At 65.9% G+C, this 16,818-nt stretch carries 5 protein-coding genes and 2 pseudogenes; 5 read left to right on the top strand and 2 right to left on the bottom strand.

Annotated elements, in window-relative coordinates:
* Positions 1-232: pseudogene (locus T328_RS12665) on the top strand (hypothetical protein); the annotation flags it as partial.
* Positions 233-1,076: 844 nt separating this feature from the next.
* Here T328_RS12665 and T328_RS12660 read toward each other — a convergent pair.
* Positions 1,077-9,728 (bottom strand): DNRLRE domain-containing protein, encoded by an 8,652-nt coding sequence (locus T328_RS12660; protein ID WP_496496096.1) that lies wholly within the window; start codon positions 9,726-9,728, stop codon positions 1,077-1,079.
* Between the two features lie 571 nt (positions 9,729-10,299).
* Here T328_RS12660 and T328_RS12655 point away from each other — a divergent pair.
* Positions 10,300-11,157, top strand: coding sequence for an MmpS family transport accessory protein (locus tag T328_RS12655; protein ID WP_496496074.1), 858 nt, complete (start codon positions 10,300-10,302; stop codon positions 11,155-11,157).
* Between the two features lie 86 nt (positions 11,158-11,243).
* Positions 11,244-11,552: a nucleoside triphosphate pyrophosphohydrolase family protein gene (locus tag T328_RS12650; protein WP_496496073.1), complete on the top strand. Its 309-nt coding sequence runs from the start codon at positions 11,244-11,246 to the stop codon at positions 11,550-11,552.
* A 175-nt stretch (positions 11,553-11,727) separates the two neighbouring features.
* Here T328_RS12650 and T328_RS12645 read toward each other — a convergent pair whose 3' ends face one another.
* Complete coding sequence (locus T328_RS12645) at positions 11,728-14,748, bottom strand: AAA family ATPase (protein ID WP_496496072.1); 3,021 nt, start codon at positions 14,746-14,748, stop codon at positions 11,728-11,730.
* A 282-nt stretch (positions 14,749-15,030) separates the two neighbouring features.
* Here T328_RS12645 and T328_RS12640 point away from each other — a divergent pair, with 282 nt between their 5' ends.
* The gene (locus tag T328_RS12640) at positions 15,031-15,171 is read left to right on the top strand and encodes a hypothetical protein (protein WP_496496071.1); all 141 of its coding nucleotides are present in this window, start codon (positions 15,031-15,033) and stop codon (positions 15,169-15,171) included.
* 104 nt (positions 15,172-15,275) lie between these two features.
* Positions 15,276-15,507, top strand: a pseudogene (locus T328_RS12635) (IS630 family transposase); the annotation flags it as partial.
* Positions 15,508-16,818: the final 1,311 nt, after the last annotated feature.

Genomic DNA, 16,818 nt, shown 5'->3' with positions numbered 1-16,818 from the left:
CACAAACGTTCATGATCACGGTGGCCGTGCACATGCCCGCACCCGCCCCCTGCAGCTCGCTGACCAGCACAGGCACCGGAACTACAGCTGCCGTGACAGACACCGCAACCTCATCGAACGCTGCTTCAACAAGCTCAAGCACCACAAAGCCCTGGCCACCCGCTACAACAAACGAGCCCGCCACTACCAGGCCATGGTCACCCTCGCCTGCCTACAACTCTGGCTCCCATGACATTGCGGACACGACCTAGGGCGTTCTGTCTGATCACGCGGCACGTTGGCATGCTCGTCGCCCTGCCCGTATCGGGCCGCATCGGTGTGAGCGACATGGATCGGATCGGCGGAGCAGACGCCCCTGTTGTCCATCTCGGCAAGGAGCACGGCCACCAACCGGCCATCTCGCCAGGCGAGAACGCTTCAGCTCATACCAGAAACAAAACACCGGCGCACGCAGAAACACACCGCCGCCCCACGACGGCCATCCGTTCGTACGTGCTGGAAGCCGCCCGGGCCCGAGTACGAAAACCGTGTCAACGCCCTCGCGCCGACCCCATCCTCATGCATTACGCGGTGCTACATGTCCGTTCGCCGTAGCTATACGAGGACATGGCCTTGTAGATGTCTCGGGTGATGAAGCGGTATACCGCTGCCTGCTACAACTCCGCTGACAGCGCCCGTCTGGAACCAACCTCGCTACATCAAGACAACGACTCAACTGCGGCCGCGATGATAAGGCCCGCGCCTCCCAGCGTAGCAGCAACCCCGAACACCTTGGAAAACGCAACGTAGAAGGATTCCGAGCTTGCCTCGAATAGCGACGCTCTCTTCAGCATCCGAACCCCGCGCCCACCGACATTCCAGAACATCACCCATCCTAGATATAGAAAGATTGCACCACCAAGCAAGAAGATGATAATCCCGGGCAGTGGCATCCTATCGGCTTGCTCCACAGTCAGCAGCACTGAGGATTCCGCTCCACCGGACGAACGAATTTTCACAGAATCACCATTCTACACGACTGCCTGCATCACGAAACTTACAGCAGGCAGCCGCGATGTCCACCTACCACCGAGATTTCAGAAAAGATCCCAAGACCATGTGTAATTCATGTTTGGGCCACCACTCACACCCGGTGTCCCAATTCCCGCGCCGAACGAACTGTACACGATCGGATCCCCTTCGCTATTGGTTCCGAATCCCGACGGAAGATAGTAATCATTGCTCGTAAGCTCCTGCCCGGCACAGAAATCAACAGCAGCGTAGTAACTTCCCGTCATACACGCCCCGTATCCCCACCCTTTCAGATCCGAGTAATTGTCGGCATTGCTGACAACTCGATTTCCTGTCACAGCGGCACCGACCCCAATTTCCGGGTTCACTGAAAGTGAATGGCCGACATCGAACCCGCCTCCTGGCTTCTTCGATGACATCAGACAGTAGTCGACGTTCGCACCAACAATTACTGCAACTGAAGCGCTGACACACAATCCTTGGGTTGACTCATCGATGCCCACGATGTTGCCACCGGCGTGCACGAGGGCTCCGATGACGTTCTCGACCGTACTCCCGGAGTCATCGTTCGAATCTACCCCCTGGTAAGGTTTCGCTGTATAGACGCTGGCGCGCGTTCCGGCTTCGAATGTCTTTCCGTTCGGCCTGGTTATGAATGCGGTGTACGTGCTCGTGTGGCTAGCGCTTCCGTCTGGTGCGCGACCTTGCTGCCGGTCCTCCTCGAACCACATGTAGCCGCCGCCTGTGGAGTGGTTGACGCCGTTCTCGTCGGTGTAGGACAGGCTTCCGTCCGCTCGCGTGACTGTGTCGTTGCCGCAGCTGATGTCGTCGCCTTCGCCGCCGCAGGCGAGGCCGTGGCCGTCGAGTTCGATGCCTGTGGTGGGGTTGCCGCCGGTGAAGGCGTAGCGGTTTCCGGTTATCCCGTCGGCGCCGAGACTCATATCTGCCAGGGCGCCGTTGTACATGTCTCGGGTGAGGAAGCGGTTCAGGGAGGGGTCGTAGTCGCGGAAGCCCATGTCGTAGGTTTCCGACGGCTCGTCCCAGCGCTTTGAGTTGAAGCGGTAGGGGTTGTACGCCTCCTGGTCGGGGGTGCCGGCGTCAGGTTTGTCGATGCCGGTGAATTCCGACTCGTCGTTGTTGCCGTAGGCGGTGTAGCCGTACGTGGCCTTGGTGTTGCCTTCGGCGTCGGTGAGGGTTTCGACGTCGGTGTGGCTGTTGTAGCCGTAGACGCCGAGTTCCTGGGTTCCGCCCGCGTTGTGCTTGATCTGGGAGAGCCGGTCGCCCCACGGGCCGTACTGGTAGGACTTGGTGACCTCGCCCGCGACCCGTTCGTCGAGGACCTCCTCGGACATGCCCAGGTAGCTGTAGTCGGTGGTCTTGCCGCCGGCAGCGGTCTTGGAGGTGGTGCGGTCCAGCGGGTCGTAGGCGTACGACGTCTTCTTCGTGCTGCCGTCGTCCTGCAGGCTGCTGTGTTCGCTGATGCGGTCGAAGCCGTCGTAGGTGTTGCGTTCGATGATCTGGCCGGCGGCCGTGACGGTGTCGAGTCGGCCGTAGGGGTCGTAGTTGTAGGAGGCGGTAGTGCCGCCGGTGGCTGCCGAGATCAGTCGGTTGCGGTTGTAGGTGTAGCTGGTGTCGACGTTCTTGACCGACTGGCTGATGACGTTGTCGTTGTCGTCGTGGAGGTAGGTCTCGGTCCCCGCCCCGTGGCCGGTCTTCGTGACCTTCGCGATCCGGTCCACCGGGTCGTAGGCGTAGGCCGTCGTCGATTCCAGGTACGCCGCGTGGTCGTCGGCGTTCATCTTCTTCGCGACGTCCCGGGCCTTGTTGCCGTTGGCGTCCCAGTCGTACTCATGGGAGGCGACCAGGTCGTAGTGGTTGTACTCCTGCGTCGTCTTCAACGCGCCGTTCGCGTAGTACGAGTAGTCGACGAAGTTCTCGTTCGCCTTGTACTCACGTAGCTTCTGGCCCCGCGGCGTGTACTCGTAGGAGGTGATCCGCTTCGTCGGATCATCGGCGCTGTCCCCGGTCTCGACGAGGTCGACCATGTTGCGGACGTCGTAGGCGTACGACTGGAACTCGTCCGGATGCGTCATCGTCTCCGGCTGGCCGTTCACGTCGTACGTCAGGGACGTGGTCTTCTTCGGCTCGCCGGCGAGGTTCTCCGTGACCTTTTCGATCTGGTTGAGACCGGTGTAGGCCATGGTGTACGCGTCGATCTTGGCGCCGCTGGAGGTGTCGTCGATGTCCGTGAGGTTGCCGTTGCGGTCGTAGCGGTAGACGAAGTTCTTGTTCTCGTCGTCCGCCGCTGCGGCCCCCGGGTTGTCGCGGACCAGCTTGACCGCGTCCGCGGTCACCTCGCCCGTGCTGTCGCCGGTGAGGGTGATCCTGCCGTTGTTGCCCTTGGCGAAGTCGTAGGTGCCCAGGGCCACCCAGGTGCCCGCCTTGGCCGACTGGTCCAGACGAGCGGTGTCCTTCTTGCCTTCGGCGTGGGTTATCTCGTAGGCCGCCTTGCCGGAAGCCTTCGGGTACTTCACATAGGCGGTGTAGTCGCCGGTGGCGGGGACGTTCAGCGTCCAGGTGAACGAGCTGTCCGCGCCGGCGGGGCGGGTGTGGTGGTTGAAGCCCTGGCTGGCCCCGGTGTCCGCCAGGGGGCGGGAGCGGGTCCAGTCGCCGGTGGCGGAGGTGTTCTGGGTGTCGGAGTTGTCGACCAGAACCGTCTGCTGGCCGGCCGGTACACCTTCGTCGGTGCGGGCGGCCAGGGAACCATCGGGGTAGTAGCTCCAGCCCATCGGGCGTTCGGAGGAGCCGCCGGCGGAGATCAGGCGGCGGCTCTTCTGCTGGCCGAGCTCGTTGTAGTCGTAGCGGGTGACGATCTCCCACGGGTCGGTGGCGGTCCTGATCCAGCCGTTGTCGAAGTACTCGTAGGCGGTGTCGTTGCGCACCGTCTGGTTGTGCGAGGGCGGCGCCGAGACCGTCTTGACCCGCCCGACCTCGTCATAACGCGTCTCGGTGAAGACATCCGGGTCGTTGTAGCGGGCGTCGTTCGGGTCGTACGGCTGGTACTGCCGTGCGGGGCGGTTCAGCTCGTCGTAGGTGGTGCGCTGGGTGAAGTCGTCCGCCGTGGCGGTGGCCACACCGCGGGGGGTTTCGACCTCGGTGCGGTTGCCGGCCTGGTCATAGGTGAACTTCGCGGTGCGCGTGGTGGTGTCCGTGTACGGGACGCGCTGCTCCACCGCCAGGCCGCGCTGGTCGTAGTCGGTCTCGGTGGTGTGGCCGACCTGGTCCGTCGAGGCCACGACCAGGGAGTCTTTGTCGTAGGTGGTCGTGGTGGTTTCGCCTGCGGCGTCGGTGACGGTGACCGGGCGGTGGTTGAGGTCGTAGTCGGTCCTGGTGGTGAAGTCGGAGGTGTCGGGGGTGGTGTTCTTCCCGGGGTCGATGACGTGGGTGGGGTTGCCGACGTCGTCGTAGCGGTAGGAGAGCTTGTCGCCGTCGGCGTTGACCACGTCGGTGAGCTGGTAGACCGCGTTGTAGTGGTTCGTGGTGACGAAGTCGCCGGGGATGTCGGGTGTGGCGACTCCCTTCGGTTCGGTGGTGGTTTTCAGGTTGCCGACGCGGTCGTAGGTGTAGTGGGTTTCCCGGCCGGTGGTGTTGTTGTCGGGGGCGGTGGCTGCGGTGACCTGGTCGGCCTTGTCGTAGACCGCGGTGGAGACGGCGCCGTTGGGGGCGGTGGCGCGGGTGACGTTGTCGTTGGCGTCGTAGACCGGCGCGGGGGTGGTGATGAACGCCCCGGCGCTCTGGTCCTTGGGCACGACGGTCTCGCCGGAACGGCCGAAGGTGTCGTAGGTCTGGGTGCTGGTCTTGTCCAGGGCATCGGTGACCTCGGTGACCTGGCCGCGTTCGTCGTAGACGAAGTCGGTGCCGTTGCCCTGCGGGTCGGTGATCAGCCGCGGGTAGCCGGTGGGGGTGAAGTCGGCGTTGGTGGTGGTGTTGCCACGCGGGTCGGTGGCCGTCTTGAGCTGCCCGTGGCCGTCGTAGGTGTAGCGGGTGGTGTAGTCGCCGTCGGCGGAGGTGGCGGTGCCCTTGGGGTCGGTGACGGTGAGCAGGTTGCCGTAGGCGTCGTAGCTGAAGGTCCAGGCGCGGCCCTCGGGTGAGGTCTTGCGCCACAAGTCCTTCACGTAGCCGTCGGCGGTGCGGTCGGCGTACTGGAACACGCTGGCGTTGTCGGGAGTGTTGCCGTCGGTGCAGTCGGCCGGGTCTGGGACGCCGCCGGCGGCTTTGTTCTGCTCCGCGTCGCGTTGCCACAGGGGGTAGCCGGTGGCGGGGTCGTAGCAGTAGGCGGTTTCGGCGCCGTTGTCCTCGCGGAGGTAGGTGACGTTGTTGTCCGCGTCCCACGAAAGTTCGGTGGTCTCGTTCTTGGCGTTGACGGTCTTGACCGGGCGGCCGAAGTCGTCGGTGGTGTGGTCGGTGACGTTGCCCTCGGCGTTGGTCACCCTGGTGTCGGTGAACTCCGGTGTGCCGGCGTTGGGCATGTAGACGAAGCCGGTGTCGTTGCCGCGCCGGTCGGTGATGGTCTTGGTCCACCAGTGGTACGCGGGGTCGTCGCCGGTGCTGGGGGCGTGGTATTCGAGCCGGGTGGTGTGCTGGCGTGGGTCCTGGACACCGGTGAGTTTGACGTTCTTGTTGCCCTGGGTGGCGTCGTAGGTGAAGTCGAACTCCTTGGGCTGCGCGCTGCCCGCGCCGTCGGTCATGCGGCCGAGGAGGCCCTTGTCGGTGTAGAAGAAGGCGACCTTGCGGCCGGAGACGTCGGTGACCGACTTGATGTGGTCGTAGATCTTGGAATTGATCAGCTTCGAGCCGGTGACCTGCTGGCCAGCGTCGTTGATGTAGTCATACGACGCGTCACCCTTGTGGTAGTACTCGATCTGGAGGGACTTCCGGCCGGCCGGATCGGTGATGTAGTCGAGGAACTTCACCGGCTTGTTGTTCGACTTGCGCTCGGTGTACGTGTACGTCTGCGTGTTCCCGTTCGAATCAACGACCGAGGTCAGGTAGCCGTCGCAGCCGAAGTAGAACCCGGTGCCATCGGGGCGGGTCGCGGTCCAGGCGTCCGGTATCGGATCCTTGGCCGGGGTGCAGTCCAGACCCGGTTTAGGTTCCAGCTTGTAGTGCACCCCCGCGGGGGCCTTGAAGGTGCCGTCGTCTTGCTTTTCGAAGACGTGCGTGGTGCCGTCCCCGTCCGGCCACCGCACCTCGGTCGGGCGCGGGTTGGGGTGGAAGTCCAGCGGGGCGCCGAGGCGTAAGGGGCCGGCGGCCTGGGCGGACCAGCCGTGGCCGGTGACGGTGTCGGAGGTGTCGAGGGAGTTGTAGGCGACGCGGAAGAAGGTGTTCAGGCCGCGGCCGGGGTTGGTGAAGGCGTCGTAGGACCATACCGAGTTGCCTGCCGCGGCGTTGTTCATCACCGCCGATCCGGCGCCGGTTGACGTGCCGGTGTAGGAGTAGAACTTCTCCAGGCCGAGCTGGTCGGAGGTCGGGGCCTCCACGGCCACGCGCTGGGTGAGGCCCGGGATGCCCTCCTGGTCCGACAGCCACCTGTCCACATCACCGCGGTAGACGTCCCAGGTCAGGTGATAGTCGGTGCGCTTGTTGCCCGAATCGGAGTTGATCGGCGTCTTCACCTGCGCGGTGACGGTGCGTTCCTCGCCTGGCGGGATGCTGGCCGGCAGGCCGGTGACGACCGGCTGTCCGGCGCCGGGCGGGGTGCTGCCGTCGGGCAGGGTCCAGCGGTACGACAGCCCCCACGTGCCCGGGTTGGCGTTCAGGGTGAAGTCGGTGGTGTTGGTGAACGTGACCTCGACGTCGTACGTCGAGTTCGGCGTCATCCGCTGCGGGGTGCCCGGCGCGTAGTACGTCGACTCGGCGGTGGCATCGACATAGATCACCCGCATCAGCGGGCCCAACTGCTGGTCCCGGCCCTCGCTCGACAGCCACAGCGACCGCTCCCGCGGCCCCGAAGCGGACTCGTCGGCCAGCTTGACCATCGCGCCCTTGTTCGAAGACGGCGTGGCCACCCAGTCCTCGACCAACGAGGTGGCATCCCACCAGTGCCGGCCCACTTCCTCGGTCCACTGCGGCACCGTGTCGGCGACCGTCGCACCGTAATCACCACCCGGGGTAGCCCACGTCCCGGTGGAGGTGTTGTTGTTCCAGGTGGCGGCGCCCTCACCGAAGCCCTTCTCCAAAGGCCGCAGCTCATAGACCGCGCCCTGGCTGCCTTCGTCGCGGGTGGTCTGGGTGCCCCACATCTGCAACTGGGATTCCAGCACCGTCGCCGTGGCAGGGATCGCAGAGGTGTCGAAGTCCAGCAACGCACGAGTGGTGCCGTAGGTGTCGGAATTGTTCCCCACGCTCAGCCAGTTCTGCCCCACACCCCAGGACTGGATCGTGTCCTGGCTGGTGTTCGGCTGCGCCGAGGACAACGTGGTGTCCGCCACCGCCCCGCCGGCCGAGCCCTGGATGAGTTTCATCGTCCGGCCCGCCTTCGGTATCCCCACAATCCGTGTGGGCGAGCCCAGCAGATCACCGTCCGCGGTTTTGACCGCGATCTGGTAGTAATACGACTTCCCGATCTCCTTCACCGACGACTCCGGCGTCGGTGTCGCGGTGGTGTCGGTGAAGGTGCCGGTCTCCCGCTCACCGATCGGGGCGATCAGCGTCGCCCCCGAAGGCGTGAACGCCTGCCGGGTCGAGCGATGGATCTGATACTCCGCGAAGTCCGCCCCCGCATCACCCGACGTGTTGGTGTACGGCTTCCAGTGCAACTCCGGACCCGTGCCGTGTACCACGGTCGGGGAGTCGAGTGCCGTGCCGATGCGGCCGTAGGAGACCGTCAGCCGCGGAATGGTGGCTGTCTCGCCGCCGTAGGAGCCGTCACCGGCCTCGTACCGCGGCCCACCGCGCGCGTCGGCGCCTGTGGGGGTCTCGTCGGACGCCTTCAGCACGAAGCCGTTGTTGGGCAGGGTGCCGTTCACCCACTCCTGCACCGAGTTCTTCACCGGGAAGTTGTGCCACTCATTGTACTCCCCGGCGTCCTTCCACACCTCTGCCCGGTTGACCAACCTCACCGCGTCCGCGACGTTCTTACTCGACGCGTTTCCGGTGTCGCCCAGGGTGATCGTATTCGCCGTGCCCTTGGCGTAGCTCAGCTCGCCCTCGCCCAGGTCCACCCACCGGCCCGAGGACCCTCGCTGATCCACGGTGAAACTCGACGTCCCGTCCCGGTGCTTGATCTCATACGGCGCCGCCGACGCCGCGTCCTCCACCCCCGGGACGTACACGTCCGTAAGGTAGGTGGCGGTCTCGGGCACCTCCGGCTGCCAGGTGTACGACTCGCCCGTCGCCGAGTTCTGGTTGTAGCGGAAATCGGACTCGATCCCGGCCCCCGCCACCCGCGTCCAGTCCCCCACCCCGGCCGTACCGGCGCGGCCGTCGTCCAGCTGCAACTTCGTACCCGACAGATCCCCCACCAGGCCCTTGGTGTTCTCCCACGTGGCCGTCGACTCATCCCACGGGCCGGTGGCCTCGTACGCCTGGATCTTCACGCTCTTGCCGCCGGTGGTGTGCGCTTGGTCGTAATACAGGCTCAACCGGGCCGCATCCACCGTCGCTCCGGCCGGGATCTCATCCAGCGGGAACTTGACCAGCGAGCGGGCCACACCCGTCTCCGTAGTGCCCACCGACAGATTCCACGCCGGGGCGAAGTTCACCCCCGGCTGATCCGAGAGCACCATCACGTCCTGCGACTCAGACGGCGACGGCGCGATCGTGATCGTCGGATCGACCTTCACCGGATACCGCCGCTCGTCCGCGGCCAGCCACTTCGCGTCCGGCGTGATCGTCAGCTCCCAGCCCTTGCCATCCCGGGACAGTTTCTGCGTGACCTTGGGGCTCCACACGTGCCCGTACGGAGAGGAGTCGTCCTTGGCCGCATCCGTCATGAACGGCGCCGGGATCACCAGCACCGGAGCACGCCGCGTCTCGTGGAAGAACGCCACCGAACCATCCTTGCGGGCCTTCGGCGTCAGCCCGTCGGTCACCTCCAGCGAAAACGTGAACGACACCGGCCCGTCGGGCCGCTCGTCCAGGACGATGTCCTCCTTCACCTCCCCCGCACCCACCCGATACGACAAGTCCGCACCGTCTACAGCGTCCTCGTAGGTGACCGTGTTCTTCCCCGCCTGCGGCTTGAGCGCCCCGTCCGCGTCCTTCAGCCCGAACGTCACCGACTGGCCCAGTTCCGCCTCGACCTTCAGCAGCCGATCAGCCGAGTCACCGAAATAACTGCGGGCCAGGTTGGTGGTATTGGCGTACGCATAACCCTCGGCGTCCGACTCCGTCACCGCGGTATCGATCGGCTTCCACGCCCCACCCCGCGTCTCATACGACGTCGGCGCCGCCGCCAGCTCCGCCTCCACCCGACCGTCCGACATCCGCCAGAACCGCGCCTCCGGCGTACGCCGCCCCGTCAGCTCCTTCACCCGCTTCGCCGCCGACTCAGCCCTGCCCGCAGCCAGCTTCTCCCGGCTCGCAGAATTCCGGCTGTCGCTCGACGGCGGCTCGTCGTCATCCGGATCGTCGTCGGTGAACCAGTCCCTGACGGTGTCGACGACCCCGCCCGCGCCCGGCGTGGAACCCGCCGCAAAAGCCGTCTGCGGCAACATCGTCACCAAAAACGCCGCCGCCACCGCCGACGAAACGAATCGCCCCAGCCGAGCCCTCATCCCGCATCCCTCCACGCCATTTCCCCGCGCACGAACGAAACGCGGAAAACGGCACGCAGAATAACCGGACGGGCAAACACCCGACCAGCACAACGCACGCATCACATGGGGGGCAGCCGCGATCCTCAACGAGCAGCTATGTACCTGTCAACCGCACGGCGATACCAGACGAAAATTAGGCAAAAGCACTTCAAACTGCAGCACAACATAACGCCAGGCACAAACAGAGATCTCTGCGATCACCCAGGTCAACCCACCACAGTGGCCTGCCCAGTGGCCACATCCCCACCAGAAGCCGCGGCTCAGCCACAGACGGCGAAAACTCGCCAACTACGAGACATGACCGCCGCTCAGCCCTGCGAGCGAGCCCGCGAACCCCAGCTCACCGGGAATTCATCCCCCGGAAAACGAAGGATCCCCTCCACCCGCGCACACTTCTGAGGACTCACAATGCCCCACACCCGATACGCTCTTTCTCTATTCCGCACACCGGGGGAGGGGAATCTCACCCATGCGCACCGCGACAACCGCGGAAACCCCACCGGATAACCCGCGCCCGCCCGCACTCCACCCGCGGCGCCGCCGCATCCTCACCGCCGCGCTCGCGGCCACAGCCGCAGCCAGCCTCCCCCTCCGCGGCGACAGCGACCCCGCACCCCCGAAGCGCCACGTCCCCACCACCTCCGTCACCTACACCGTCCAAGGCAACGGCACCGCCCACATCGCCTACCTCGGCGACAGCGACAACGGCACCGCCACCGTGCTGCCCGACGCCAAACTGCCCTGGACAACCACCGTCGACGTACCGCTGAAGAAGGACGCCACTCTCACCGTCGTCCTCCGCGCCGACGGCACCAACGCCACCTGCACCCTCGCGGTCGCCGGCCAGCACCGCCAGCGCGCCACCGCCACCGGCCCTCACGGCGGCACCGGCAAGACCACCCTCGCCCGCAGGCTGACCGACAAGCACAGCTTCTCCCTCATCCACGCCACCCGCACACCGGACCACCTCGACCTGACCACCCGCTATCTCCACATGCTGGGCACAGACAGCCGCCTGGTCATGGACCGCTCCTTCATCAGCGAACTCGTCTACGGCCCCCTGCAGCGCGGACGTTCCCGGCTAACCTGGGCCCAGGTCCTCGACCTCGCCGAAGCTGTCAACCAGCGCAACGGCGCCTTCATCCACCTCACCGCGCCGGTCGATATCGTGCAGGCACGTCTCCTCCTCCGCGACGGCGAAGCCAACGAACCGAACGCTCTCACCGACCTGCTCGCCGCCTACGAACGTGTCTTCCGCACCCTGGCCGACTACGTCACCGTGATCACGATTGACACAGCACGCCACGATCTCCGCTCAACCGGGTGACGAATCATCGAAGTACCGCTCCTCGCCGGAGCCTGGCTCGCTAGTCTCAGCAGCGCTCGCGATCCCCAGGAACCACTGGAGGAGCCTTGGATATCCGTTCGGCGCAGAAGCTCGCCTGGGAAAACAAGATCAACAAGGGCTTCAACACCACGAACGTCGCCCTTGAGTTCGGTCTGTTAACTGCAGAAGTAGGTGAAGCCTTCACCGCCTGGCGCAAGTCCCTCCCCGACTTCGGCGAGGAACTGGCCGACGTCTTCCTTTACCTCACCGCCTTGGCTGAGATGAACAGCATTGACCTGCAGACAGAGGTAGAGAAAAAGATCACCAAGAACCTCGCGCGCACCTACGAGCCAGACGAGCACGGCGTGCCCATCAAGGCACATGAAGGCAGTTGACGGCCTCTGGCCACCGCCTACTGCACATTTCGGAGCAGGCGCAGCGTGGACTCAATGAGGGACTCCGTCTACCGGGCACGCTCACGCCGTCACCGCACACCATCGTACTGGCAGGGTAGGGAGTGGGTCGGGTGGCCGACCTTCTCATCATCACGCAACAGGTACGGCCAGAGAGTCACCCCCACTCGAGCACGGCGACGTGTCCATCCTCTGTGATGGCCACGATCCTGCGGGTGTCAAGAAGCGGAAGAATCCAGCGGATCGGCTGTGCCGAGACACACGTGCTGAACCTCTCGCGCATGCCGTCCGATTCGGGGCCATCGTTCGACCACAGCGTCACTGTGCCATCAGCCGTTCCTGCGGCCACGAAGGCGCCGTCGGCAGCGACCGCGGTGACCACTTGGTCGACGGCATAGGTGTGGGTGAGTCCGCTGGTGAGCTGTTCGGTACGACACTGGTCGGGCGTGGGCTCGCGGTGAACAGTGACGACGTCGTCCCCGTGACCGGCGCGAGTGCAGCCGCACGCGATCACCGGCTGATCGACGGCCGCGAATGCCGCACGGGTGGGCATCGGTCGCTTCAATTCCCAATCCCACTCCCCCGTCCAGCACATCACCGTCGAACCGACATCGCGGAGTTCATCGCCGACCACAGCGAGACGGCGAATGTCGAAGCCCTCCCCGTCCTGGACGAGGGCCGCCGCACCGGAGCGATGAACGGCCAGGACCTCCCCGGTCACCCAGCCCACCTCAGTGATCTGGCCGTTCGTCTGGACGCGCACCAACTGGTCCTCGGCAGTCCGGCAGATGAAAGAGCCGTCGTCGATGCCGAACGCCTGCACAAGGCCGGGAGCAGCGTTGAGCACTGAGCCGTCGACCGGCGAGATCGCCAGGGGTTCCGCGCAGTGACCGACCTCGGTGACGCGAAGGTCCCGTGGCGCGATGTCGACCACCCGGCCGTCCGTGAGAGCCGCTCGGATCGCGTTCGGATGGCTCAGGCTCACGCAGCAGCGCACGCCCGCACCCACCTCCGTGACCTGCGTGCTCACGTGCAGCTCCGGCCGGAGAACGCGCCACAGCAGGGTGCGGTCGGGCCAGGACCAGGCGTGGATGGCGTACATGTCCAGCAAGTACAGTCGCGTCCCGTCCGCGCTGAAGCGCATGCTGGTCACCAGCTCCGCGAAGGATGGGTCGTCCTCGTCGAGCACCGGCGCCCCGGAGTACCGGCCGTCCTCGTCGTAATCTTCCTCGTCGACGAAAGGGCCGTTGGGCCAGAACGGCCGCCCCTCGAGTGGCTCAGGGCCGTTCCCCGCCAACACGTCCTCGACCCGCCACCACGCGATCCAACCGTGGTCCTCGTGTTTCCAGGTGAACATCGACACGAGCAGCCATTGTCCGGTCGGGTCGATCAGTGGCGGTGTCACCACCCTTCGGTTCCCGCTGTACCACCCAGGGTCCAACTCCCTGGTCCAGTTATCACTGCCTTCCAGTTCCACGGTGAGCTGCGCCCAGCCCCATACCTCCATCACTCTGCCGTCGGCCAGCCGCACTTGGCGTTGGCCCAGTTCCTCTGCGGGGAGTGCGTCAGCGACGACATGGGTGGGGCCCGGCGGACCGGTGGCGTGCTCGTCGACGGTCCAGACCGCCGTGTCGTCGGCGTAGCGCGCCGTCACCCGCGCGTCATCGACCTCGACGGACAGGGGAAGGCCGACCGCGTCGGGCGGCAGCGGCAGTTGAGTCCTGGTCCCGTCCGCTGTCCGGGTGAGCAGCAGCCGGCCAGTGCCCCGCTCCACGCCGACCACAGCCACGCCGCTGTCCGCGACGTAGTAGTCCCAGCCGGCGCCGGCCCGCCGCAGCAACCGCAGGGCCGTCTGCACGTACTGCTCCTGCTGCTCACCGGCGGTCGCTCGGCACAGTTGCTGAATCAGCCTGTGTACGCCGAACTGGACGGGGCCGTCGGCTTCCTGCAGCGTGCGTTCCAGGAGGGAGTACTGCTCGAGTGCACTGAGCGCGTCACGCACCAGGACATCGTCACCGTGCTGCAGGAGGGGCTCGTTCGAGGCGTAGGCGTCGAGGAAGAGCTCTGCCCGGATTCCCGTGGGTGGCAGGTGCGCACAAATGTTGAGGATCACTCCGGCGAGCGGGGCCTCGCGGCTGACAGACTCCAACGACGTCTCCAGCACCGCCTGGAGGGCGGCCTCGCGGCTGTACAACTTCGGCGCCCGCTCGTCCAGCAGACGCAGGTAGGCCACGAAGTCGTAATGGCGGTGAGCACAGTAGGTGGCAGCTTGGCGTACGGCCAAGGAGAGGCCGTCGAGACGGACGGCCAGTTGTGTTGCCGCCTTATCCGTGTCGTACCCGGTGATCGTCGTGAGCAGCTTGACCGAGTCCTGTCGACGCAGCGTCGCCAGGGCCATAGCCGCCAGTCCTTCATCAGCCCAACTCCGCCAGCGGGAGGTGATGATGACGGTCGCATTGGGCTCGATGGGCAGAAGATCGCTGATCCAGCCCGGCTTCTCCACGTTGTCGAAAACCAGCAGCCATCTACCGGCGGAGGCTCCGAGCGCCTCATAGGCTGTTCTGATCGCATCTTCGGCCGAGAGCCGCGTCGTGTCGACATTCATCGCCGAAGCCAGCGCCACCAACCCACGCATCGTCTCCTCGCGCGAGGACGCCACGATCCAGCGGACCAGAAGAAAATCCTGCCGGAGGCGGTGACAGAACTCGGTGACCAGCGCCGTCTTGCCCACACCACCCAGTCCGGTGACGACAGCGACGTTCGTGTCCCCGACCTGGTCGCGTAGCCGATCGAGGTCACCCTCCCTCCCGACGAAATGGGCGACGGGGGGCGGCACCCCCGCAAAGCGGGGAAACGCCGCCAAAGGAGTTGAGGAGCGTGCTTCCGGCTCGGTGGCCGCAGGACGAGCGTCCAGCCGGGTAAGGCGCGGGGGCGAGGAGGGCCGAGCGGGCTGGGCCCGGTCGATCAGGGTGGCCCAGTATCGGCGACTTCGCGGCTTGTCGCCGGCCTGACTGCACCACAGCCGCACCAGGGCCCATATCGCCTCCTCACTGCCGCGCGCGGGGACCTTGGCCTTGGACGGGTCATCAGGCAACCAATCGCTGAGTCGCTGACCCCGGAAATCGGCGACTTCGTACGGTGGTCGGCACAGCATCCGCTCGATCGCCCCCTGGGACAACGGCTGCTTGCCTGCCGCGCGCTGTGCCGCGTCCGCTCGCGCTCTCAACCCTCGCAGTTCGTCGTACAGCCGACGTGCATCCTCCGCCGCGATGATGACTCACCCTTCGACCACTTCCGCCGCCCGCTGCGGGCACGTCCGCGCACGGCCATAACCAGCAGCGTAAGGGGCAATCTGCCCGCCGCACCCGCGTTTGCAGACTACCCACCCATTACACCGCCACCGTGCTGCTGCAACCCGGCACCGGGCCGGGATGAATCGGGAAGAAGGAGTGATGAAGCGATGACTACGCGGAAGCGGCGCCGGTGCGACATGGCACGGCGGCTGGGCCGTGCCACCTTGTTCGGCGCGGTGCGGGGAGCGGCAACGGCGGCCGGAGCCGCGGCGTTGACCTGGATCACCTGGTGGATCCGCAGCTGGTGACGCACATGTTCTGCAAAAACTTCAAGGAAGCCTTGCCACCCAGACGACCATCGCCGTCATCAAGGCAGCACCACCTGAACCGCCCCGGGTCGAGGTGACCTCGATTGATCGCCAAGGACTTGCGGTTCAGCGTCCGGTCGGTGTAGTGGTGGCGGCGGGCCTGGGAGGAAGGCGGCCCTCGGGCGCTTCGTTCCAGCGGGCCGGTGTCCCTGCCGCGGTTCAGTGCCGGACAAGTCACCGTCCTGGAGGCGGAGCTGGCCAAGGGGGACTGCCCATGGCTGGGAATACCAGCGGTGGACCTTGGCGCGGATCAGGACGGTCATCGGCCGGCGCTTCCCGAGAGGCGTAGCGGACCCATCCGTGTCGTGCCCTGCCGAGGACTCAAGAGGGAAACGGGATGGCTGACAGCCCCAACCGGCGGGCCACGCGGGCGCCAAGGGCGCCGTCCACACACGCCGGGAGCCCGGGTACGATCCGCGAAGCGCTCGGCCGACGCGGGCGCACACGCCGTCTGGGAGTGCCCCTGCATTGGCTCGCCGTTCAGCGCGATCCAGCCAATATCCAGCCAGCGTGCGGAGAACGACAGATGACGACAGGTGACGAGCCGTCAGGCCATCCAGCCAAAATCCAGCCACGGTACGCGAACGGGTGCGGCCCGGATCCGGGCCGCACCGGGCTGACCTGGCGGTTTGCTAATTCGCCGGAACCACGGTACGGCGTGGCCTATACATTGAAGCGGAACACCAGGTGCACAGTTTTGACCCGCGGAAACGGCGGATGGCCAGGCTGGATCCAGCCAGGATCCAGCCGCCGGAAACGGCGGGCCAATGCCCCCTGTCTATGCTGGATCCACTGGCCGGCCGATGGCCCACCCCGCGCCTACGCTCGGCCGCAGGGGTGCCCATCCGCGGGGCGTTCTGCGTGATTCGGCAACGTTTGCGCGGGTCATGTCCCACGGCGTGGTGTAGGCAGCGCGCACCCCGCGGTGTGGCTCTCTCAGGTCCGGGCGCCGCCTTCGTGGTCAGCGCGACGAAGAAGCCGCTGCCCGCGGAGGAGGTGCTGGCTACGAGCGGGCGGTGGCCGCACGCCGGGGCCGTGACCTGCGGAGTCGTGGTGCCCAACCCGCTACACCACGTCGCGGGACGGGATCTTTGCATGCTTACCGCCCTGCCCGTATCGGGCTGTATCAGCGTGAGCGGCGTGGAACGGATCGGCGGAGCGGAGGCCCGCCTCGTCCAGTCCGCGCGGCACCTTCTATCAACCCCGCACACCGAAAGACGTCGAGCTTGCCGCATAACCCCAGCAACCCCGAACCACCCCAAACCCGACAGAGACACCTGGACGGAAGACATAGAGGCACCCCCCGCTACGCCAAACTCATCCTGGCCCCGGCACAAAATACCCTCCAGGAAGCCATCATCCTGGGCCGCCCGGCCGCCTACCTCCGCCGCCACGCCCTGGTAGGCCAAAGCGCGGCCCGGTCGAACGAGGTTCTACCTGCGGATCAGGGGTCCCGCGGTCGTTGGTGCTCACCTGGAGCACTGCTCCTTCTCCGCCCTCGACTCAACGAATCATCCAGTATGCCCGACTCGATCAAGACTGACAGAGAGGGCTGGAACGTATCGCGCTCTCCATCCGTGACGAGCT

It is taken from the genome of Streptomyces sp. CNX435, assembly GCF_059570575.1.
This window is presented reverse-complemented; position numbering and strand designations above follow the sequence as displayed.

Bases quoted from the DNA above. Each gene is read 5' to 3' on its own strand.
- T328_RS12660 (WP_496496096.1), bottom strand. From the start codon at position 9,728: ATGTTGCCGCAGACGGCTTTTGCGGCGGGTTCCACGCCGGGCGCGGGC.
- T328_RS12640 (WP_496496071.1), top strand. From the start codon at position 15,031: ATGACTACGCGGAAGCGGCGCCGGTGCGACATGGCACGGCGGCTGGGC.
- T328_RS12655 (WP_496496074.1), top strand. From the start codon at position 10,300: ATGCGCACCGCGACAACCGCGGAAACCCCACCGGATAACCCGCGCCCG.